The 21428-nt window shown below is 71.6% G+C and carries 20 protein-coding genes; 6 read left to right on the forward strand and 14 right to left on the reverse strand.

Features of this window, described 5'->3' with window-relative positions; translation table 11 throughout:
* Window positions 1–23: 23 nt before the first annotated feature.
* The 4 genes from infB to rimP all read right to left on the reverse strand — a co-directional run bounded on the left by infB (window position 24) and on the right by rimP (window position 5266).
* Window positions 24–2966 (reverse strand): translation initiation factor IF-2, encoded by a 2943-nt coding sequence (infB, locus tag ACXJKD_RS04575; protein WP_457253239.1) that lies wholly within the window; start codon window positions 2964–2966, stop codon window positions 24–26.
* Window positions 2967–3169: 203 nt separating this feature from the next.
* Window positions 3170–3511, reverse strand: coding sequence for a YlxR family protein (locus ACXJKD_RS04580; RefSeq protein ID WP_457253240.1), 342 nt, complete (start codon window positions 3509–3511; stop codon window positions 3170–3172).
* A gap of 11 nt (window positions 3512–3522) precedes the next feature.
* On the reverse strand, window positions 3523–4632 hold the full coding sequence (gene nusA / locus ACXJKD_RS04585; RefSeq protein WP_457253241.1) for a transcription termination factor NusA: 1110 nt from the start codon (window positions 4630–4632) through the stop codon (window positions 3523–3525).
* A 1-nt stretch (window position 4633) separates the two neighbouring features.
* Window positions 4634–5266 carry a ribosome maturation factor RimP gene (gene rimP / locus ACXJKD_RS04590; RefSeq protein WP_457253243.1) on the reverse strand — a complete coding sequence of 211 codons (633 nt, stop codon included), beginning with the start codon at window positions 5264–5266 and terminating at the stop codon, window positions 4634–4636.
* 101 nt (window positions 5267–5367) lie between these two features.
* On the opposite strand from rimP, the gene ACXJKD_RS04595 reads away from it, so the two are divergent.
* Both ACXJKD_RS04595 and ACXJKD_RS04600 read left to right on the forward strand, forming a co-directional pair.
* Complete coding sequence (locus tag ACXJKD_RS04595) at window positions 5368–6408, forward strand: DUF4439 domain-containing protein (protein ID WP_457253244.1); 1041 nt, start codon at window positions 5368–5370, stop codon at window positions 6406–6408.
* Window positions 6405–7349 carry an aminoglycoside phosphotransferase family protein gene (locus tag ACXJKD_RS04600; protein WP_457253246.1) on the forward strand — a complete coding sequence of 315 codons (945 nt, stop codon included), beginning with the start codon at window positions 6405–6407 and terminating at the stop codon, window positions 7347–7349. The genes ACXJKD_RS04595 and ACXJKD_RS04600 overlap by 4 nt, the downstream gene beginning before the upstream one ends.
* A 99-nt stretch (window positions 7350–7448) precedes the next feature.
* Here ACXJKD_RS04600 and ACXJKD_RS04605 read toward each other — a convergent pair whose 3' ends face one another.
* A complete protein-coding gene (locus ACXJKD_RS04605; RefSeq protein ID WP_457253247.1) occupies window positions 7449–8165 on the reverse strand; it encodes a response regulator in 717 nt (238 codons plus the stop codon).
* Window positions 8158–9726, reverse strand: a complete 1569-nt coding sequence (locus tag ACXJKD_RS04610) for a sensor histidine kinase (RefSeq protein ID WP_457253249.1) — start codon at window positions 9724–9726, stop codon at window positions 8158–8160. Before ACXJKD_RS04610 ends, ACXJKD_RS04605 begins: the two co-directional genes overlap by 8 nt.
* Before the next feature lie 203 nt (window positions 9727–9929).
* Here ACXJKD_RS04610 and ACXJKD_RS04615 point away from each other — a divergent pair, with 203 nt between their 5' ends.
* Window positions 9930–11297 (forward strand): cation:dicarboxylate symporter family transporter, encoded by a 1368-nt coding sequence (locus ACXJKD_RS04615; RefSeq protein ID WP_457253250.1) that lies wholly within the window; start codon window positions 9930–9932, stop codon window positions 11295–11297.
* Window positions 11298–11381: 84 nt separating this feature from the next.
* Here ACXJKD_RS04615 and ACXJKD_RS04620 read toward each other — a convergent pair whose 3' ends face one another.
* The 4 genes from ACXJKD_RS04620 to ACXJKD_RS04635 are packed head-to-tail and all read right to left on the reverse strand — an operon-like array spanning window position 11382 to window position 16826.
* Window positions 11382–12239 (reverse strand): esterase/lipase family protein, encoded by an 858-nt coding sequence (locus ACXJKD_RS04620; protein WP_457253252.1) that lies wholly within the window; start codon window positions 12237–12239, stop codon window positions 11382–11384.
* Window positions 12236–13654 (reverse strand): WS/DGAT/MGAT family O-acyltransferase, encoded by a 1419-nt coding sequence (locus ACXJKD_RS04625; protein WP_457253253.1) that lies wholly within the window; start codon window positions 13652–13654, stop codon window positions 12236–12238. The genes ACXJKD_RS04620 and ACXJKD_RS04625 overlap by 4 nt, the downstream gene beginning before the upstream one ends.
* The gene (locus ACXJKD_RS04630) at window positions 13642–15852 is read right to left on the reverse strand and encodes a molybdopterin-dependent oxidoreductase (protein ID WP_457253254.1); all 2211 of its coding nucleotides are present in this window, start codon (window positions 15850–15852) and stop codon (window positions 13642–13644) included. Before ACXJKD_RS04630 ends, ACXJKD_RS04625 begins: the two co-directional genes overlap by 13 nt.
* Window positions 15849–16826 (reverse strand): alpha/beta fold hydrolase, encoded by a 978-nt coding sequence (locus tag ACXJKD_RS04635; RefSeq protein WP_457253255.1) that lies wholly within the window; start codon window positions 16824–16826, stop codon window positions 15849–15851. The genes ACXJKD_RS04630 and ACXJKD_RS04635 overlap by 4 nt, the downstream gene beginning before the upstream one ends.
* A gap of 153 nt (window positions 16827–16979) precedes the next feature.
* Between ACXJKD_RS04635 and ACXJKD_RS04640 the strand changes: the two genes are divergently transcribed.
* Window positions 16980–17549 (forward strand): GNAT family N-acetyltransferase, encoded by a 570-nt coding sequence (locus ACXJKD_RS04640; RefSeq protein WP_457253256.1) that lies wholly within the window; start codon window positions 16980–16982, stop codon window positions 17547–17549.
* Between the two features lie 75 nt (window positions 17550–17624).
* Here the strand turns inward: ACXJKD_RS04640 and ACXJKD_RS04645 are convergent, their stop codons facing one another.
* Window positions 17625–18212, reverse strand: a complete 588-nt coding sequence (locus ACXJKD_RS04645; protein WP_457253257.1) for a helix-turn-helix domain-containing protein — start codon at window positions 18210–18212, stop codon at window positions 17625–17627.
* Window positions 18213–18291: 79 nt separating this feature from the next.
* Here ACXJKD_RS04645 and ACXJKD_RS04650 point away from each other — a divergent pair, with 79 nt between their 5' ends.
* A complete protein-coding gene (locus tag ACXJKD_RS04650) occupies window positions 18292–19227 on the forward strand; it encodes an NAD(P)/FAD-dependent oxidoreductase (protein ID WP_457253258.1) in 936 nt (311 codons plus the stop codon).
* A 125-nt stretch (window positions 19228–19352) separates the two neighbouring features.
* Window positions 19353–19646 carry a hypothetical protein gene (locus ACXJKD_RS04655; protein WP_457253259.1) on the forward strand — a complete coding sequence of 98 codons (294 nt, stop codon included), beginning with the start codon at window positions 19353–19355 and terminating at the stop codon, window positions 19644–19646.
* Between the two features lie 40 nt (window positions 19647–19686).
* On the opposite strand, the gene ACXJKD_RS04660 is transcribed toward ACXJKD_RS04655, so the two are convergent.
* The 3 genes from ACXJKD_RS04660 to ACXJKD_RS04670 all read right to left on the reverse strand — a co-directional run bounded on the left by ACXJKD_RS04660 (window position 19687) and on the right by ACXJKD_RS04670 (window position 21325).
* Window positions 19687–20190 carry a TetR/AcrR family transcriptional regulator gene (locus ACXJKD_RS04660; RefSeq protein WP_457253260.1) on the reverse strand — a complete coding sequence of 168 codons (504 nt, stop codon included), beginning with the start codon at window positions 20188–20190 and terminating at the stop codon, window positions 19687–19689.
* On the reverse strand, window positions 20187–20627 hold the full coding sequence (locus tag ACXJKD_RS04665) for an SRPBCC family protein (protein WP_457253261.1): 441 nt from the start codon (window positions 20625–20627) through the stop codon (window positions 20187–20189). Before ACXJKD_RS04665 ends, ACXJKD_RS04660 begins: the two co-directional genes overlap by 4 nt.
* Before the next feature lie 182 nt (window positions 20628–20809).
* Window positions 20810–21325 (reverse strand): signal peptidase II, encoded by a 516-nt coding sequence (locus ACXJKD_RS04670; protein ID WP_457253262.1) that lies wholly within the window; start codon window positions 21323–21325, stop codon window positions 20810–20812.
* Window positions 21326–21428: the final 103 nt, after the last annotated feature.

The following is a 21428-nucleotide window of genomic DNA, read 5'->3' on the forward strand; positions in this document are numbered from 1 at the left end:
GCCCCGGCCGCACCGCATACGCATCAGTCGCGCGGCTTCTCGCGCATCTCGGACGTCGCGATGAGGTCACCGATCTGGAGGTCGTTGAACGATCCCAGGTTGATACCGCACTCGAAGCCCTCGCGGACCTCGGTGACGTCGTCCTTGAACCGGCGCAGACCGGCGATCTCGATGTTCTCCGACACGACCACGCCGTTGCGGGTGATCCGCGCACGGGTGCCGCGCTTGATCTCGCCGCTGCGGACGATCGATCCGGCGATGTTGCCGAACTTGCTGGAGCGGAAGATCTCGCGGATCTCGGCGGTGCCGAGCTCCACCTCCTCGAACTCCGGCTTGAGCATGCCCTTGAGGGCTGCCTCGATCTCCTCGATGGCCTGGTAGATCACCGAGTAGTAGCGGATCTCGACGCCCTCGCGCTCGGCGTAGTCGGCGTTCTGACCCTCGGCCCGGACGTTGAACCCGATGATCACCGCGCTGGACGCCATGGCCAGGTTGATGTTGTTCATCGTGATCGCACCGACGCCACGGTCGATGATCCGCAGGTCGACCTCGTCACCGACGTCGATCTGCAGCAGCGCGTCCTCGAGGGCTTCGACGGAACCGGACACGTCACCCTTGAGGATGAGGTTGAGGGTCTCGACCTTGCCTGCTGCGAGGGCCTCGGTGAGGTCCTCGAGCGAGATGCGCTTGCGGGCCTTGGCCAGCGAGGCCTGACGATCCGCAGACTCGCGGCGCTCGGCGATCTGGCGGGCCGTGCGGTCGTCCGGTGCCACCACGAAGGTGTCACCGGCGCGCGGCACCGAGGACAGCCCCAGCACCTGCACCGGCCGGGACGGACCCGCCTCGGTGAGGTTGTTGCCGTGCTCGTCGAGCATCGCGCGGACGCGGCCGTAGGCCGAACCCGTGACGATGGCGTCACCGACGTGGAGCGTGCCGGCCTGGACCAGCACCGTGGCCGTGGCGCCACGGCCACGGTCGAGGTTGGCCTCGATCGCGACACCGCGGGCGTCGCGGTCGGCGTTGGCGCGCAGGTCGAGCGCAGCGTCGGCGGTGAGCAGGACGGCCTCGAGCAGAGCGTCGATGTTCTGGCCGGCCTTGGCCGACACGTCGACGAACATCGTCTCGCCGCCGTACTCCTCGGCGACCAGGTTGTACTCGGTCAGCTGCTGGCGCACCTTGGCCGGGTTCGCACCCTCGACGTCGATCTTGTTGACCGCCACCACGATCGGCACGTCCGCAGCCTGGGCGTGGTTGAGCGCCTCGATGGTCTGCGGCATGACGCCGTCGTCGGCCGCGACCACGAGGATCGCGATGTCGGTCACCTTGGCACCACGGGCACGCATGGCGGTGAACGCCTCGTGACCCGGGGTGTCGATGAAGGTGATCGGACGGTCGACGCCCTCGTGCAGCTTGTGCACCTGGTAGGCACCGATGTGCTGGGTGATGCCACCGGACTCGCCACCGGCGACGTCCTCGTTGCGGATCGCGTCGAGCAGTCGCGTCTTACCGTGGTCGACGTGACCCATGACGGTCACGACCGGCGGACGCGCCTCCAGGTCCTCGTCGTCCTCGCCCTCGATGCCCGTCTCCAGGTCGATGTTGAAGGCGTCGAACAGCTCCTTCTCCTCCTCCTCGGGGGAGACGACCTGGATGTCGTAGCCGAGCTCGGCGCCGAGCAGCTTGAAGGTGTCCTCATCCAGCGACTGCGTGGCCGTGGCCATCTCGCCGAGGTGGAAGAGCACCGTCACGAGGGCACCGGGGTTGGCGTTGATCTTGTCGGCGAAGTCGCTCAGCGACGAGCCGCGGCGGACCCGGATGAGGGTCGTGCCGTTGCCGCGGGGGACGGTGACGCCACCCAGCGACGGAGCCTGCATCTGCTCGAACTCCTGGCGCTTCGCACGCTTGGACTTGCGTCCGCGCACGGGACGGCCACCACCGCGGCCGAAGGCACCTGCGGTCGAACCGCGACCGGCGCCACCGCGGAAGCCACCGCCACCGGGGCGACCGGCGAAGCCGCCGCCACCGCCGGGGCCACCGGGACCACCCGGGCCACGACCGGCACCGGCACCGCCGGGGCCACCGGGGCCACGCGCGCCACCACGGGCGGGACGGTCACCGGGACGACCGACCGCACTGCGGTCGGGCATCATGCCGGGGCTGGGACGGGCACCGGCCGGACGCGGTCCACCGGGGCCGGCCGTGCCACCCGGGCGCGGACCGGCTGCGCCGGGACGGCTCTGGGGACGGGGCATGCCCTGGCTGGGCGCGAACGGGTTGTTGCCCGGACGGGCGCCACCCTCGCGGCCGCCACCCTCACGGGCGCCACCTTCACGGGGCGCGCCTTCACGGGGCGCGCCTTCACGAGCGGCCGGGCCGCCGTCGCGACCGGTGCGCATGCCCTGGCTGGGGGCGAACGGGTTGTTGCCCGGGCGCGGGGCGCCGGGACGAGGTGCCGAGGCACCGGGACGGGGCGCGTTGCCGGGCCGCGGGGACGCCGGCACGCCGGGGCCCTGCTGACCACCGTCACGCGCGGACTGGACGTCTGCCCGGGCCGCGGGGGCCTCGGGAGCGGCCGGAGCAGCGGGAGCCGGTGCGGCGGGCGCGGCTGCGGCGGGCGCGGCCGGGGCGGCGGCTGCGGGAGCCGGCGCAGGGGTGGGCGCTGCTGCGGGAGCAGCAGGCGCCTCGGGGGCAGCAGCCGGGGCCGGCGCAGGTGCGCTGGGCTCGGCAGTCTTGGCTGCGGTCGGGGCCGCCGGGGCGGACGGCCCGGCGGGCTTGGCGGCTGCCTTCTTGGCGGGGGCCTTCTTCAGGTCCTCCGGGAAGGTCTCCGTCGCCTTGCGGACGACGGGTGCCTCAATGGTCGAGCTGGCGGTCTTGACGTACTCGCCAATGCTGTTGAGGTGGGCGATCAGCGTCTTGCTGTCGGTGCCGAGCTCTTTGGCGAGCGCGCTTACACGGACCTTGGCCACGTTTCTCCTGTTCCTGGTCCGCAGTCAGGTGACAGGCGCGGACCGTCGTTAAAGCTGGTTGGAGCTCATTGCTGAGTTCTCATCGGATGCTCATCAGCGTCAAACCCAATCTCGGTTCGATGGACATAGCTGCTTCCATGGACGGCGCCCATGGAAGCGGACGGTCCCCTCTGGAGGAGGGGGATTGCCTTGCGTGACACTGCCTAGCTCGTGGTCTGGTCCAGGCCCTCGACGTATGCCGTGACCGCCGCCGGATCCGGAGCGGCGCCGACACGCAGCGCACGACCGAACGCCCGGCGGCGCAGGGCCTGCTCGAGACAGTCACCCGTGGGGTGCAGCCAAGCGCCGCGCCCCGGCAGGCAACGCCGCGGGTCGGGGCTCAGCCGGATCACTCCGGCCTCATCCGTCTCCGCGACCACTCGCAGGAGTGCCGACCGGCTATCCGTCCTGCGGCACCCCACACACGTCCGGGTCGGTTGCCCGTGCGAGGTGTGGATGGTCGTGCTCGATGCCGCTGGCCGGAGTCCAGTCCGGTCGGTCCCCACCAGTCTAGCCCCTACTGCCGCTCGGCGGCGTCACCAGCACTGCTGGCGGGGGCCTCGACAGGGGTGGCGCGGGGGGTGTCGACGGGCGCGGTGTCCGGCCGGATGTCGATCCGCCAACCGGTCAGCTTGGCCGCCAGGCGGGCGTTCTGGCCCTCCTTGCCGATGGCCAGCGAGAGCTGGTAGTCGGGCACGACCACGCGGGCCGACCGTAGCGTCTGGTCGACGATCGTCACGGACTGCACCCGCGAGGGCGACAACGCGGCTGCCACGAAGGTGCGCGGGTCGTCGGAGTAGTCGACGATGTCGATCTTCTCGCCGTGCAGCTCGGTCATGACGGCGCGCACGCGGGCACCCATCGGCCCGATGCAGGCGCCCTTGGCGTTGAGGCCGGCGACCTTGGAGTGGACCGCGATCTTGGTGCGGTGCCCGGCCTCGCGGGCCAGCGCCGCGATCTCGACCGAGCCGTCGGCGATCTCGGGGACCTCGAGGGCGAAGAGCTTGCGCACGAGGTTGGGGTGGGTGCGGGAGAGCCCGATCTGCGGCCCCTTGGGGCCGCGCCGCACGGAGACGACGAAACAGCGCAGGCGCTCACCGTGGATGTAGCGCTCCCCCGGCACCTGCTCGGCCAGCGGCAGGATGCCCTCGACGGTGCCGAAGTCGACGGTGACGACCCGCGGGTCCGGGCTCTGCTGGATGACGCCGGCGACGACGTCGCCCTCGCGACCCTTGAAGTCGCCCATGATCGCGTCGTCCTCGAGGTCTCGCAGGCGCTGCACGATGACCTGCCGCGCGGTGGCGGCCGCGATGCGGCCGAAGCCCGTCGGGGTGTCGTCGAACTCGGGGCCGTACTCCCGCGGTGCGCGCTCGACCGGTGCCGGAGGCGTGTCGGAGTCGTCGTCCTCGGACTCGCTCGGCTGCGGCTCGGGCTGCTCGATCTCCTCCTTGGCCCAGACCACGACGTGCCCGGACTTGCGGTCGAGCTCGACGCGGGAGTTGCGGTAGGCGCCGTCGGTGCGGTGGTAGGCGACGAGGAGGGCCTGCTCGATGGCGGGGATGAGGATGTCGAGGGAGATGTCGCGCTCCCTCTCGAGGGCCCTCAGTGCGGCCAGGTCGATGTCCATGTCAGTGCTCCTCAGCGGGATCGACGCCGTGGTCGGCGTCGTCGTCGTCGTTCTCGTCGTGGTCGAGGTCGTCGTTCTCGTCGTGGTCGAGGTCGTCGGTCTGGTCGTCGCGGTGCTCGTCGGCGCGGTCGGAGGGCCGCGAGAACTCGACCTGCACCACGGCCCGGGACACGTCGGCATACGCGACGTGGATGGACCGGGCGGGCTCCTTCTTGGTGGCCGGCACCTCGAGGGTGACCCCGGAGTCGCCTGCGGCGGTGATGCGGGCCGTGACCGGCGCACCCTCGACGAGGGTGAGCGTGACCAGCCGCGAGACGTTGCGGCGGAAGTGCCGGGGCTCGGTCAGCGGTCGGTCGATGCCGGGCGACCCCACCTCGAGGGTGTAGGGCTGCTCCCCCATCGCTCCCGTCTCGTCGAGCGCGTCACTCACCGCTCGGGTGGCGTCGGCCACCTCGTCGAGCGTGAGCGGGGGCGTGACGGAGGTCGTGTCACCGGTGTCCTGGAGGACCCGGTCGATCCAGATGCGGACGAGGCGGCGCTTGCCTGCGGGGGTCACGGCGACGTCCTCGACCAGCAGCCCGAGGTCGCCCAATGGCGCCTCGACGGCGGGACGAATCTGTTCTTTGACGCTCACTGACTCGTCCTCTCTGAAGTTCTGGTGGTCGTGCACCGCCACTCTATCGGCGCCCCGAGTGGGCCGCATGCCCGCACCGGTCGGCATGCCATGATCGGCGCATGCCACAGGTCGACCCCGGTATGCCGCCGTGCCCCACGCGGCGCGGCGTCCTCACCGCGGGCGTCGGCCTGGCCCTCGGATCGGTCGCGGCGATGTCGTTGGCGGCGTGCGGGATCCGGCTCGAGGACGACGCGCCGAGGGTCCCCCTCATCCCGACCCGTGCCCCCATCTCCGGTGAGGCGTTCCTCATCGCGCTGTGGCGGCACTCCGACGACCTCGCCGAGCGCGCCACGAGCCTGGGCGGGCCGGCCACCGGCCTGCCGGCCAGGCTGGCCGGGCTGCACCGGCGCCAGGTGGCCGTCCTCCAGTCCGAGCTGCTGCGGCTCGGGGTGCCGCAGAAAGTGCTGGACGACGCCACGGCTCCCTCGACCACCCCCACGCCGGGGGCCACGACCAGCACCGCACCGACGACCGGGGCCTCCACCACGGGCCCGGCCACGGGCAGCGGCACCTCACCCGTGCTGGGCCCGAAGGCCCTCGCCGCGCAGGAGGCCAGCGACCTGGGGCCGACGGCCATCGCCTCCCTCGCCAGGGTGCCCTCGAGCGCGGTCCCGCTCGTCGGCAGTGTGCTGGCCCAGCGGGCCGCCGCGACGATCCTCCTCGGCGCCCCCGCCACGTGGCCCGAGCCGACCTGGTCGGCCCCGTCACTCGCGGCGTCGTACCTCGAGAGCACGCGGGCCGCCGTCTACGCGTTCGAGGTGGTGGCAGCGCAGTCCCCCACGGGCGCCCAGCGAACCCTCGCCCTGGCCACCCTCGCGACGCTCCAGTCGCGGGAGAGCGAGCAGGAGTCCCTGGCCGGCGCCTCGGCTGGTCCGGCGGCCCTGGGCTACCCCCTGCCGTTCGCCGTGACCACGCCGGCCGCCGCGCGCCGGCTCGCCGCCCGGGTGCTGACCGACCTGCGCGCCTCGGTGGCGCGTGACCTCGGCTCCACCAGCGGCGACCTCGGCCCACTCGGCGCCCTCGTGCAGTGGCTCGCCGACACCGAGGTGCTCGGGTCGCGCTGGGGTGTGCAGCTGGCCGCCTTCCCCGGCCTCTCGTGACCCGACCCGAAGACGTGGTCGAGCTCGTCCCCGACGAGTTCCGCACGTTCGTCCACCGCTTCTCGATGCGGGATGGCGGCGTCGGAGGGCCGTCGGGCGCCGACTGGGCGGCCCGGCTCCCCCGGTTGCTGGCCGACGTGCTCGACGACTGGGGCCTCGAGCCCCTGGGCGTCGGTCGCACCGGCTGGACCGCGGTCGTCGTGCCGGTGCGACGGGACGGCGAGCAGCTGGCCCTCAAGCTGGTGTGGCCGCACATCGAGGCGCGCGACGAGCCACTGGTGCTGCGGCACTGGGACGGCCGTGGAGCAGTCCGCCTCGTCGCCGCGGACCCGGGCCGCAGCGCCCTGCTGCTCGAGGCGCTCGACCCGGCCCGCGACCTGCACTCGGTCGACGTCGACACCGCCTGCACGGTCGTCGGCGAGCTGCTGCGCCAGCTGCACGTGCCTGCTCCGGCGGGACTGCGCCGGCTGTCCACCTGCGCCCGCGAGCAGCTCGCCCGACTCGAGGCAGCCGACGGCGCGCTGCCGCGACGCATGCTCGAGCGGACGGCGACGCTGGTGCGCGACCTCACCGCGGACGACCGGTGCGACGCCACCCTCGTCCACACCGACCTGCACTACCGGAACGTGCTGGCCAGCCGGCCCGGATCGGGCCGGCCCGACTGGCTGGCCATCGACCCGCACGCCATGGCCGGGCACCCCGGGTTCGAGGTCCAGCCCCTGTTGCGCAACCGCACGGACGAGCTCGGGACCGGCTCGGCGTTCCGCTACCTCGTGCGCCGACGGCTCGAGATCTGTTGCGAGGCAGCGGGGATCGCCGAGGACGAGGCCCTCGCCTGGACCTACGTGCACACGGCGATGGAGGCGGGCTGGGCGGCCGGAGACGGCGACCGGGACGCGGTGTCGTTCAACGTCGCCCTGCTCAAGGCCCTCGACGGCTGACTCCCCGGCGGACCCATCCGACTTCGGGCCACCCGTGCCGCACCGACCCCCTCCTTTCCGCAGCAGGTGCACCACCCCTGGCCAGAAGTGGGGGTGCGGTCAGTCCACCCAGCGGTACTCGACCTCGGGGCGTCCGGCCCCGGCATACCGCTGCGAGCGCTCGGCGAGTCGACTGTCCGAGAGGTACTCGGCATACCGGCGCGCCGTCACGCGGCTGACGCCGAGCGCCTCGCCGAGCTCGCTCGCGGACAGGCCGGCACCGGCCTCGCGCAGTGCACGGGTGACCTTCGCGAGCAGGTCCGCACCCATCCCCTTGGGCAGCGCCACAGGGGTGCTGGTGCGCACCCCTGCCACGAGGCGGTCGACCTCGGCCTGCGTGGACAGCTGCTGGCTGTCGCCGAGCTGGGCCCGGTAGGCGCGGTAGGCCTCGAGGCGGTCGCGCAGAGTGGCAAAGACGAACGGCTTGAGGAGGTACTGCACGACGCCCAGCGACACTGCGGCGCGGACGACGTCGAGGTCGCGGGCGGACGTCACGGCGATGACGTCGGCCCGGTGGCCGCCGGCCCGCATCGCGCGGATGACGTCGAGCCCGTGCCGGTCGGGCAGGTTCATGTCGAGGAGCACGACGTCGACCTGGGTCGACTGGAGTGCGCGCAGCGCCTCGTGGCTCGTGGCGGCCGTCGCCGCGACGGCGAAGCCGGGGACGCGTTCGACGTATGCCGCGTGGGCCTCCAGCGCGACCGGCTCGTCCTCGACCACGAGGACCCGGAACGTCGTCGCACTCGCGTCGGTCGAGGGCGCGGCACGGTCAGGCATGCGTCCTCGACTCCACCGGCAGCCGCACCGTGAACCGGGCACCGGGCGGTCCGGAGACCTCCATCTGCCCGCCGAGCCGGGCGACCGACTGCGCCACCAGCGCCAGGCCGATCCCCCGGCGGCCGGCACTGCCCTGCTCCTTGGTCGAGAACCCCCGGCGGAACGCCTGGTCGACGGCGTCGGGAGGAAGGCCCGGGCCGGAGTCGACCACGCTGAGCACCACGTGGTCGCCGTCGACCCGTGACGAGACCTCGACCCGGCGCTCGCCCGACTCCGCGGTCACCGCGTCGAACGCGTTGTCGATGAGGTTGCCGACGATCGTCACGACGTCGCGGACGGGCGTCGTGTCCTGGGGCCAGGTGGCGTCCTCGGCGATGCGGAAGTCGATGCCACGCTCGGCCGCCTGCGCGGCCTTGCCGAGGAGCAGCGCCGTCAGCGCCGGCTCGCCCTCCGAGCCGACCACGCTGTCGGTGAGGCGCTGCGAGACCTGGAGCTCGTCGGTGGCGAAGGCCAGCGCCCGCTCGGGGTGGCCCAGCTCGATGAGCGACACGATGGCGTGCAGGCGGTTCGACGACTCGTGGGCCTGCGAGCGCAGCGCCTCGGTGAGGCCACGGGCCGAGTCGAGCTCGCCGGTGAGGTGCTCGAGGTCGGTGCGGTCGCGCACCGTCGCGACGAACCCCAGGGCCCGTCCGTCCCACTGGGCCCGGGCCTTGTTGAGCACCAGCACCCGGGCCGACGTCACGTGGAGCTCGTCCTCCCGAGGCGAGGCGTCCGTGAGGGCGGCCACCAGCGGTGCGGACAGCCCGAGCTCACCGACGGGTCGACCGCGGGCGTCGTCGGGCAGCCCCAGCAGGCGCACGGCCTCGTCGTTCGCGAGCCGCAGCCGACCGTCGAGGTCGGTGAGCAGGAGGCCCTCGGTCACGGCGTGCAGCACCGCGTCGTAGTACTCGACCATCTCGCGCAGCTGCCGCTCGCCGAGACCGTGGGTCTGGCGGCGGATGCGACGGCTCACCAGGGCGGTGCCGAGCCCGGACAGCAGGGCAGCCGCCAGCCCCGCCAGCAGCAGCGCGGGCAGCTGGCTGCGGAGCCGCTCGCTCACGGCGGACTTCCGGATCCCGACGGCGACCAGCCCCACGACCGTCTGAGACCCGTCGGTGACGGGGACGACGACCCGCCGGGAGGCCCCCAGCGTGCCGGTGTAGTCCTCCACCACCGTGCCGCCGGCCTGGGCGGCGGCGATGTGCCCGAGGAACTGGCCACCGATCTGGGCCGGGTCGGGGTGGGTGTAGCGGACTCCCGTTGGGCTCATCACGACCACGAAGTCGGTGCGGGTCTCGCGCCGGACGTCCTCCGCGAACTCCTGCAGGGCCGGCCCGGGAGCGCCACTGCGCACGCCCGCGACCACCGACGGCGTGCTCGCGACCGTCTCCGCGACCGCGGTAGCCCGCGCCGTCGCCTCCTGCGTGCCGGCCCGCTGCGCCTGCGCATAGGCCGCCGCGGTGCCCACCCCGACCACGAGGAGGGCGACCAGCACCTGCAGCGCGAAGGTCTGCGCTGCCACGCTCCACCGCCCCGGTGCGGTGAGCCACCGAGGTGCGCTCACCGGCATACCGGGCGATGCCGCACGCCGGCCCGTCGCACGACGGGCCGTCGCGCGCAGAACTCAATGAACACAAGCGTGACCCTAGTCACTTCCGGGCCCACCCTCGTCCTTGTTCACCCGTCCCGGGCCAGCGCCCCGGACCCGATCCCTTGGAGAGCACCGTGAGCACCAGCGCCGACAGTGTCGTCGATCGCCCCGCACCGAAGCGGGACCGCACCCACTACCTCTACATCGCCGTGCTCGTGGCGATGGGTCTCGGAATCCTCGTCGGGTTCGTCAATCCCGAGTTCGGGGTCAAGCTCAAGTGGCTGGGCACCGGCTTCGTCAACCTCATCAAGATGATGATCACGCCGATCATCTTCTGCACGATCGTGCTCGGGATCGGGTCGGTCCGGAAGGCGACCCAGGTCGGCAAGGTGGGCGGGCTCGCGCTCGGCTACTTCCTCACCATGTCGACCTTCGCGCTCGCGATCGGCCTGCTGGTCGGCAACATCGTCAAGCCGGGCGCAGGGCTGCACCTCACCGACGAGCTGGCCGCCAGCGGCCAGAAGGCGGTGGGTGAGGAGCACACCACGACGGTCGACTTCGTCCTGGGGCTGATCCCCGACACCCTGGTCTCGTCGCTCACCTCGGGCTCGGTCCTCCAGGCCCTGCTCGTCGCCCTGCTCGTGGGCTTCGCGCTGCAGAAGATGGGTCGCGCGGGTGAGCCCATCCTCGTGGGCATCAAGCACCTCGAGCGGCTCGTCTTCCGCCTGATGGCGATGATCATGTACGTCGCGCCGATCGGTGCGTTCGGCGCCATGGCCGCCGTCGTGGGCGCCACCGGGTTCGACGCCCTCAAGAGCCTGGCGCAGGTGATGATCGCGTTCTACATCACGTGTGCGCTCTTCGTGTTCGTCATCCTCGGCACGATCCTCAAGGTCGTCACGGGGGTGAACGTCTTCGCGTTGCTGAAGTACCTCGCCCGCGAGTTCCTGCTCATCCTGTCGACCTCGTCGTCGGAGTCGGCCCTGCCCCGGCTGATCGCCAAGATGGAGCACGCCGGGGTGTCCCGACCCGTCGTCGGCATCACGGTCCCGACCGGCTACTCGTTCAACCTCGACGGCACGGCGATCTACCTGACCATGGCCTCGCTGTTCATCGCCGACGCGCTGGACAAGCCGTTCTCGCTGAGCCAGCAGATCTCCTTGCTCGTGTTCATGATCATCGCGTCGAAGGGTGCGGCGGGCGTGACCGGCGCCGGCCTGGCGACCCTGGCTGGTGGCCTGCAGTCGCACCGCCCCGACCTGGTCGACGGCGTCGGGTTCATCGTCGGCATCGACCGGCTGATGAGCGAGGCCCGCGCCCTGACCAACTTCGCCGGCAACTCGATCGCGACAGTGCTGATCGGCCACTGGGTCGGTGAGCTCGACCGGCCCCGGCTCGACGCGGTGCTCGCGGGCGACCTGCCGTTCGACGAGTCCACCCTGATCGACGACCACGAACCCGACCTCGTCGGCGACCCCGCCTCGGTGACGCAGGGACACTGACGGACGACTGACGGCCCCGCCCTCGGCGGGGCCGTCAGGATGTCCGGCTCTGGTTGGCTCAGGCTGTCAGGTCGGCTCAGGCAGTCAGGTCGGCTCCGGCTCTCGGGTCTGCTGGTCGACGGTGAACAGCGCGCGCAGGTGGCGCGGGGGCGCGAACGGCTGCCACTCGCCCCGGTCCTGCGCCAGCCGGTCCGCGACCACCCACAGCGCCGTCGGGTTGTGCCCGAAACCCAGGTGGGAGGCCGGGATCGCGATGCTCTCGCGCCGCTCGCCCACGTCCTCGCGACAGATCCGCCACGAGACGATCCCGTCCATCCGCGAGTAGAGCGAGGTGGTGGGCACCACGAGCGGAGTGGTCACGTCAGGCCCTCGACGGGTCGCCTCGGCGTAGTGGCGCCCGGACAGCAACCGGTATGCCGCGTCGGCGTGCGTCTGACCCGGAACCGATGAGGCGTAAGGACTTCCGAGCGTGATGACCTGTCGCACCAGCTCGGGCGAGCGGACGCCGAGGGCGCGGGCGAAGATGCCCCCGAGCGACCAGCCGATCACCGAGACCGGTTGGTCGTGCCGGTCGGACAGCTCGCGCAGCCGAATCGGTAGGCGCCGGACGACCCGGCTGGTCGGACCCGTGTTCACCCCCAGTCCCCAGCCGGCGGTGCGGTAGCCGAGCCGGTCGAGGAAGCGTCGCAGGACGACCGTCGAGGTGTCCGACGCCAGCAGGCCCGGGATGACCAGCACGGGATGACCGTCGCCCCTGGGTGCGCGCGCGAGCTGGGGTGCCGACACGGTGAGCGCCCCGAGCTCGAGGACGCTGCGCCACGGTTCGCTCAGGAGCAGCAGCGACGACGGGCGACCCGCGGCGCGCCTGGTGGGCTCAGGGGGCTGGGTCGGCTCGGTCGGCTCGGTCGGCTCGGTCGGCTCGGTCGGCTCGGTCGGCGTCACGGTCGGGGGGTGTCCTCCGCGCTCACGGCGGCCGCGTCCAGCTCGTTGAAGCCGGCCCGGATGCCGTCGGCGATGACGCCCACGTCGGGGAAGCTGTCGAAGTCGGCGGTGATCCCGAAGCTGAAGGTGTCGAGGTAGGAGAAGATCCCGGTCGCGACGCGCACGCCGGCGAAGACCGGCACATAGGGGTGCGACTCCACGAGCTGGTGGCCCAGGAGGTAGAGCGGGATCCGCGGGCCGGGGACGTTCGTCGTCCCGGTCTGCGTGAGCTTGTTGGGCATCCGCGACATCGAGCGCGCGCCGAGGGCCAGCAGGGTGGGGGCCGCGTAGTCCGCGAGCCCGACGATGGCCGCGGCGTCCACGGCACCCATCCCCCGCTTGTTGCGGTCCATCTGCTCACGGATCAGCTGGAGCCGCCGCACGGGGTCGTCCTCGGCCACCGGCAGGTCGACGACGACGCTGGTCACCTGGTTGTTGACCTGCCCCCGCCCGGACGCCTGGCGGGTGGAGACGGGGACGAGCGAACGCACCACCAGGTCGGGCACCAGCTCCCCGCGACCCTGCACCAGGTCGCGGAAGCCCCGGGTCACCGCGGCGAGGATCACGTCGTTGACGGTGCCGCCCAGGGCGGTGCGGATGGTCTTCACCTCACCCATCGTCGCGTCGGTCCAGACCCACCGACGGTTCGGCCCCAGCGGACCGTTCAGGCTCTTCGGGGTCGGCTGGGCGCGCCCGGGCACGAGCTGAGCGATCTGCTGCGGGACGAGCTCCTTGGCGGCGACCGCCACACCAGCCAGCGCCATGGGCAGCTTGGCCAGGTCGTCGAGACTCGGGATCCCGATGGCCTGCAGCGGTTCCTGCACCGTCTCGATGACCGAGCCGGCCGTCAGGGCGAGCGTCGAGGGGGCCGGCGACGGGGTCCAGTCCGAGGGCTCGCGAGGCGCCGGCTCACGCTCGAGGTCGAAGATCACCTGCATGAGGTCGGTGCTGCCCTCACCGTCGATCATGCAGTGGTGCGCCTTCGAGATCAGGGCCCACCGGTCGTCGGCGAGACCCTCGACGAGCCAGGCCTCCCACACCGGCTTGGTCATGTCGAGGCGCTGGGCGAAGACGCGACCCGCGAGGTTGCGCAGCTGCTCGGGGCCGCCCGGCTTGGGCAGCGACGTGTGGCGCACGTGGTAGAGCAGCTGGAAGTGCGGGTCGTCGACCCAGATCGGGCGACCGAGCTGGAACGGCACGGTCTTGATGACCTGGCGGTAGCGCGGGACCTGGTCCATCTTCGCGGCCAGCAGCCGGACGAGGTCGCCGTACGCCGGGGCGGGGCCCTCGAGCACCGAGACACCACCGACGTGCATGGGGGTGTTCTCGCCCTCCATGTAGTAGAACATCGCGTCCATCGCGCTCATCCGGTCCATGACTGCTCCTCGGCTGGGGTGACCGTGACGGGAATGCCGTTGAGGACCGCCGTCCCGGTGAGGGCGTCGACCAGCAGGTCGTCCGCGAGCACGTTGCTGTTGACCCCCGCGTGCGCCGACGCGACCTCGGTGCGGGTGCCCTGGCTCGAGTGGCCCCAGCCGTGCGGGATGCTGACGACACCGGGGCGGACCGAGTCGGTCACCTCGACCGGGACGGTCACCGCGCCCGCCCGCGACCGGACCACTGCCCCTCCCCCGTCCCGGAGCCCCAGCCGGTCGGCGTCGACGGGGTGCACCTGGACGGTGCAGGTGTTCGACCCGCGGACCAGCGGTGCGAGGTTGTGCATCCACGAGTTGTTCGAGCTCAGCTGTCGTCGCCCGATCAGCACCAGCTCGTCGGGCTCTGCGGGCGCGCGCCCCAGGGCCGCCACGAGCCGAGGCACGTCGCGGGTGATCGGCTCGGGCGTCAGCTCGATGTGGCCGCTGGCCGTGCGGAGCAGCTGCGGCACGCGGGGAGTCAGGGGGCCGAGATCCAGTCCGTGCGGGGCAGCCTCGAGGTCGGCCATGGTGAGCTCGTGGGGGCCGCCCCGGAGCATGAGGTCGAGCAGCCGCGCAGGTCCACGACGCTCCCCTGCGACCGCCACGTCCACGCCATACCTCGCGGCGGTCTGGGCCGCCATGAGGTCATCGAGCGCCGCCAGGTCGGCCGACGGCCCCTGACCGGCGGCGATGCCGGCGAGGCGCAGCATGGTCTCCCACTCCTGAGGCTGGTCGGTCTGCAACGCCGCCGGGCTCCAGTTGGCCATGTTGCGCACGGACAGCTGGGTGAACGTGAGGTCGTAGTGGTCGCGCTCCAGGGGGGTCGGCCCGGGCAGGATGACGTCGGCGTGCTCGCTGGTCTCGTTGAGGTAGACGTCGAGCGACACCATGAGGTCGAGGGTCTGGACCGCTTCGCGGAGCCGGTCGGCGTTGGGGGTGCTCAGGCAGGGGTTGCCTCCGACGACCACCAGCGCGCGCACCTGACCGGGGCCTGGGGTGAGGATCTCGTCGGCCAGGGTGGCGACCGGGAGCTCGCCCATCACCTCCGGCAGCCCGCGCACCCGGCTGTGCCATCGGCCGTGTCGCCAGACCCTGTTCGACGAACTGCTTTGACGCGCAGAGCTTTTCGCAGGCGCGGTGCTGTTGGTCTGACCCGCGGCCGCGAGCGGGAACATCGCCCCACCCGGGCGGTCCAGGTTGCCGGTGATGACGTTGAGGACATCGACCAACCAGCTCGCCAGGGTGCCGAACTCCTGGGTCGTGGTGCCGATCCGCCCGTAGACGGCCGCGCTGTCGGCAGCGGCGAGCTCACGCGCCATCCGCTCGATCTCGGCGATCGCGATCCCGGTGTGCGGTGACACCGCCTCGGGGCTGAAGGGCGAGGCCAGCTCGGCGAGGTCGTCGAACCCGGCCACGTGGTCGGCGAGGTGGCCGAGGTCGGCCAGGCCCTCGCGGAGGATCACCTCGACGAGCGCGAAGAGCAGCAGCGCGTCGGTGCCGGGCCTGATCGGATGGTGCTCGTCGGCCAACTCGGCCGTGCGGGTGCGGCGGGGGTCGACGACGACGACCTTGCCACCCCTCTCGCGGATCGCCTTCAGCCGGCCCCGCGCGTCGGGCACCGTCATCAGGGATCCGTTGGACACCAACGGGTTGGCGCCGAGCAGGAGGAGGTGCTGGGTGCGGTCGAGGTCCGGCACCGGGATGCTCAGGGGGTCGCCGAAGAGGTAGCCGGACGAGTAGTGCTTCGGCAGCTGGTCGACGCTGCCGGCGGTGTAGATGTTGGGCGTCCCCACCGCCTTGTAGAAGGCCCGCCCGTAGAGGGTCACGCCGAGGTTGTGGGACGACGGGTTGCCCAGGTAGAACGCAACGGCCTCCGGCCCGTGCTCGGCGACCAGGGGCACGAGGCGGCGGTCGATCTCCGCGAACGCCTCGTCCCAGGTGGCCTGGTGCCACTCGCCATTGCGCTTCACCAGGGGCGCCCGCAGTCGGTCCGGGTCCTCGTGGAGCGCCTTGAGCGAGGCGCCCTTGGGGCAGATGAACCCGTGTGAGAACGCGTCGTCGTCGTCGCCACGCACCGACATGACGGTGTCGCCGTCGAACGTCACGGCCAGGCCGCACGTCGCCTCGCACAGCGGACAGGTCAGGTATGCCGTGGTCATGGCGAGTGCGTCGAGCTCGCCCTGGGAGCGAGGGCGTGGGACTCGAGCCAGGGGATGACCCTGGCACGGACCTGGTCCGGGACCTCGAGCTGCGGGGTGTGGCCGACCCCGGGCAGGAAGTGCGCCTCCCAGTCCGGGTTCTGTGCCGAGACCGCGCGGGCCGCCGCGACGGACACCAGCCGGTCGCGCTCGCCGTGCACCAGGAGCACCGGCCGGTCGATGCTGCGCATGAGGGACTGGTAGCGGCGTGGGTTGGCCAGCACCCTCATGAGCGAGCGGGCGGCACCGAGGAAGGCGGCCTCCTGTCCGGGGACACCACGACGGTGCGCGGCCAGCAGAACACCGGCGTCGACCACATCGGGGTCGGCGCGACGGGGGTCGGCGAAGCAGAGGTTCACGACACCCTGCACCCGTTGGCGGTCGGTGGTCCGCTTGGTCATCAGGGCCAGGTACCGCTCCCCCACGAACGGCGTGGCGTAGACGAGGAACGTCGCGCTGACGGCCAGGTCGGGTCGTTGTCGCGGGACGGGGATCGAGGGGTCGATGAGGACGAGGCCGGCGACCAGCTCCGGATGGGCCGCCGCCAGCAGGATCGACACCATCCCGCCCATCGAGTTGCCGACCAGCACGACGGGCGACCCCACGACCTCCCTGATGAAGCGCGCGACGAGGTCGGCGTTGGCGTGCACCGATGCAGTCCGCGCCGTGCCTGGCGTCAACCCGAAACCGGCCTGGTCCACGGCATACACGTGGTGGCGCTTCGAGAGCTCGGGTGCGAGGCCGACCCAGTTGAGGTGCGACCCGCCGAGCCCGTGCACCATCACCACCGGCACCCCTTGTGTGGTGTCGTCCGGGTCGGGCCCGCCGTAGTCGACCCAGTGCACGGGGCCGTCGAAATCGCTGACCCAGCCGGTGCCGCCCCAGGGTCCCGCCAGCTGGAGTGGTGCGGGTCGAGCGTCGTGCTCTGCAGTCACTGTCCACCCATCTTCCGGGTCGTCGACGTCCGTCTCTCGCCCTTCCCGGAGACATGGAAACACGGCAAGGTGTGCCACGGCCGACAGTAGGACGCGCACGAGGGCCCGGACAAGACCGGGGTTCACACGGTGCGGAACGGAAAGGGTGAGCGAGTGACCGAGGTGACCCGGCTGCATACGGAGCGCTTGGTGTTGCGCGACTGGCGCGAGGAGGACCGCGAGTCCTTCGCGGCGCTCAACGACGACCCGGACGTGATGGACCACTTCCCCTCGCACCTGACGCGGGAGGCGAGCGACGCCATGGTCGACCGCATCACGGCCTTCCTCGCCGACCACGGATGGGGGCTCTGGGCGGTCGAGGTCGCCGAGACACGGGAGTTCATCGGCTTCACGGGGCTGTCGGTCCCCCGGTTCGAGGCGCCGTTCACTCCTTGTGTCGAGGTGGGTTGGCGGCTGGCGCGCTCCGCCTGGGGCCACGGTTACGCGACCGAGGCAGCCCGGGCGTCCGTCGCCCACGCCTTTGGTCCGCTCGCACTCGACGAGATCGTCGCGATGGTGGTGCCTGCGAACGACCGGTCACAGGGCGTCATGCGCAAGCTCGGCATGACCCGTGACGAGACAGCCGACTTCGACCACCCCCTGGTGCCGGAGGGGAGCCCGGGCAGGCGGCACCGGCTCTACCGGCTGCACCGCTGGGAGTGGGAGACACCGTCGTCCTGGTGAGGCCGCGGCGCGCGACGGCAGACCGCCTCGGGCGACTTCTGGCCGGGCCAGCGTGGGACGAGGTGTCCGCGCGGCTCAGTCCTTCGCGGACCTGGCCTTGGCGTGCACGCGCTCGCCCTGCGGACCGAAGAGGCTCAGCACCTCTGCCGCCCCACGGCCGTCGCTGCCGAACCAGTGCGGCACCCGGGTGTCGAACTCGGCGACCTCGCCCGGTCCCAGGACCAGGTCGTGGTCGCCGAGGACCAGCCGCATCCGACCGGACAGCACGAACAGCCACTCGTAGCCCTCGTGCGCCTTCGGCTTCGGGGTGCTGTTGCTCGGGGGGACGATGATCTTCCACGCCTGGACCCCGCCCGGCTGACGCGTCAGGGGCAGCACCGTGCGACCGTTCCGAGTGCTCGCCTTGAGCCGCACCCGGGGGTCCCCGACCTCCGGGGCGCCCACCAGGTCGTCCAGCGGCACGCGGTAGGCCTGGGCCAACGGGAGCAGCAGCTCCAGGCTGGCGCGGCGCTGTCCCGTCTCGAGGCGCGACAGCGTGCTCGTGGAGATGCCGGTGGTCTCAGCCAGCGCGCTGAGGGTCACGCCACGCTGCGCGCGCAGCTGCTTGAGCCTGGGCCCCACCTGGTCCAGAGCCCTCGCGATGGTGGTGGCGGTGTCGTCCATCCCGACATTCTCACCCATTCCTTCCCAGAAACAGCAACGAATGTTGCCAGCGGTTCGGTCCGGGGATCATCCTCGGCTCATGAACACCTACGACGTCCTCATCGTCGGCGGCGGCGCCGCCGGCCTCTCGGCGGCTCTCGTCCTGAGCCGCGCTCGCCGAGATGTCGTGGTCGTCGACTCCGGCCAGCCACGCAATGCACCAGCCGCCCACCTGCAGGGCTTCCTCTCCCGCGACGGGATGGCCCCCTTGGAGCTGCTGGACCTGGGGCGTGCGGAGGTCACCCGCTACGGCGCCAGCATGGTCGCCGGCACCGTCACGGAGCTGGTCCACTGCGGCCCCTCGGGGTTCCAGGCCCTGCTCGACGACGGGCAGCGAGTCAAGGCGCGCAAGGTCCTGGTCACGACGGGACTGCACGACGAGCTGCCCGACGTCCCCGGGCTCGCCGACCGGTGGGCCAGGGACGTCCTGCACTGCCCGTACTGCCACGGGTGGGAGGTCCGCGACCAGCAGCTCGGCGTGCTGTGGAACGGTCCCGACAGCGTTCGCTACGCGCAGGTCGTGCGCCAGTGGACCCACGACCTGGTCCTCTTCGCCCCGGCCGACTCGCTCACCCCGGCCGACCGCACGCAGCTGGTCGCCCGCGCGATCGGCATCGTCGAGGGTGCGGTGGAACAGGTCGTGGTGCAGGACGACCGGGTGACCGCGATCGAGATGACGGACGGTCGCATCATCCCGAGGCAGGCCGTCTTCGTGCCCCCACGGTTCGTCCCGAACCACGCCCTGCTGACCGGTGTCGGCTGCGACGTGGACGAGCAGGGCTGGGTCGTCACCGGTGCCAACGGCACCACCAGCGTCCCGGGCCTGTGGGTCGCCGGCAACGTCGCCAACGCCCGCGCGCAGGTCATCACCGCCGCAGGCGAAGGGTCGGCGGCAGCAATCGCCATCAACGCCGACCTCGTCGCGGACGACGTGCGCACGGCGGTCACGTACTTCAACCAGGGCTTCCCCGCCTGAGGCTCGCGTCACGCACGGAACCCGACCCCGCGGCATACCCGGGGCCACCACTCCGCCCACGCGTGCCGCCAGCCGCACGACACCTATCCGCCCGACACCATCCGCCCGACACGAGGAGCTCCACCATGCCCACTCACACCCACACCCCCGCCCCCGGCACCACCCCGGCAWCCCCGCCCACCGGACCGACGCGACTCGGCCCGCCCAGCAAGCACCTACTGGCCCTGATGATCTGGCTCTGTGTCTTCCCGACCCTCACCGTCATCAACCTCGGTCTGGGCGACTGGCTCCGACCCCTGAACCCTGTGGTGCGCACCTTCGTCCTGGCCACCATCGCCGTGCCGATCGTCATCTACGGGCTAATGCCCCAGCTCCACAAGGTGCGCGCCCACGTGGCCACGCGGTCCACGGCGGGGTAGCAACGCACGGTCAGGCCAACCTCGCCATCGGAGGCGCCGGTCAGCTGTCGCCGACGTGGTCGAACGCCACCACCAACGCGTCCCAGGCAGCCTGGACGTCCGCCCCTTCGGGGAACCGGTCCGCCAGCTCCAGGTCGACCAGCCCATGGGCCGCGGCCCACAGGGCGCGCGCCCGGTCCACGTCCCCGCCGCTCAACGCCACCAGACGAGCTGACGCAGCGGTCTCCACGCCCTCCCTGAGCTGGTCGCGGTGCAAGGGCTTCCTCGTCGTCAGCTCGTACAGACGCGGGTGGACCAGCGCCCACTGGCGGTAGGCGTGGGCGAGGCCGCGCAGATCGGTGGCGGGCTGCAGGGCGGCGGCGAGCTCGGTGAGCGCCCTGTCCTGGAGCTCGGCCTCGATGCGTTCCTTGCCGTCGACGTGCTTGTACAGCGACGGCGCCCGGATCCCCAGCTCGGCCGCCAGACGACGCATCGACAGCGCTTCTGGGCCCTCGTCCTCCAGCAACCTCTGGGCGGCGTCGACGATCTCCTCCACGCGGCTCATGCGGCCATGCCTGCGACCGCTCGCTGCCGAAGGCCGTCGTTCATGGCCTCGAAACCGGCGCGGGTGCGGGCCAGCATCCTGCCGACGAAGGGAACGAGAAGTCCGCTGAACTCCTCGGACTGCGTCAGCCGGGTGCCCTGCTCGCCCAACGACTCCAGGGTGAAGGTGTGTCGGCCGTCGAAGACCCCCCTGACTCCCAAGGTGCCAAGCCACTCCACGCGACGGCCGACCTCGACCTGGGTCACCGTGGGCGTGAACGTCATGGCGCGCCCGCCGGGAGGCGCGATCCTGACCTGCAGCCGCTCGCCAATGGCCAGCTCTCCGGACAGCTTCGTGATGAACGGGTTCCAGTCCGGGTATGCCGCGGTGTCCACGAGCGTGGCCCACACCTGCTCCCGAGGGGCGGGGATGTCGATGACGGTCGTGAGGTTCTTCATGGCAGTGTCCCTTTCGGCGGAGGCTAACGACGTTAGCCTCGGGAACTCAAGAATGGGCTAACGACGTTAGCCTGTCAAGGGCTTGCTGCATTCGCCGTCTCGGGGACCGGTGAGCGAGAGTGGGACGCATGCCGAACCGCGTGGCCGCGCGAGAAGACGAGACAGGCTGGTTACCTGGCCCCTCAGATCGGCCGGAAGAGCTTGGTAACGCCAAGAGCACCGGCGCCGCCCACACCGACCAGTACCGCGACGTCGGCGAGATTGAAGATGACAGTCCCAACCCGAATGAAGTCGATGATTCCGTCGCCCTCTAGGTGGTCAATGAAGTTTCCCAGTGCGCCGCCAAGGAGCGCTGCCAGTGGCCAGAAGGGCAGCCGCCGCTTAGCCGTGCACCACCACGCGAAGAGGCAGTAGACGGCGATGCCCATCCCGGCCGCCAGCATGTGCACCTCGGGTGCGAACGGGGCGTGACCCAAGCTGAGCGCCGGGTTGGTGTGCACCATCGTCTTGTGCAAAAGACTCTGCGCCACGGCTTTGGAGGTGAGGTCCACGGTCGAGATCGCGACTGCTGTCGCGCCGAACAGGCCGGATTGACCATGTGACGCGGTTGGCCCGCCCGTGCGTCTTGTCCCCAGCCCACGTCCCGGCAGCACATCCGGCGACATCGAAGGCAGACCTGAGCAGTTCTCCACAAGCACGGTCGACTCCTACGGCGTGGGTCGCATCATGCACGCCGTCACCGTGTCGCGAGTGTTCCTGCAGGCGCGAAGCCAAAGCTTCCTGGCCAGCATGTGGGCCCTG

Source organism: Pedococcus sp. P5_B7, from assembly GCF_054049895.1.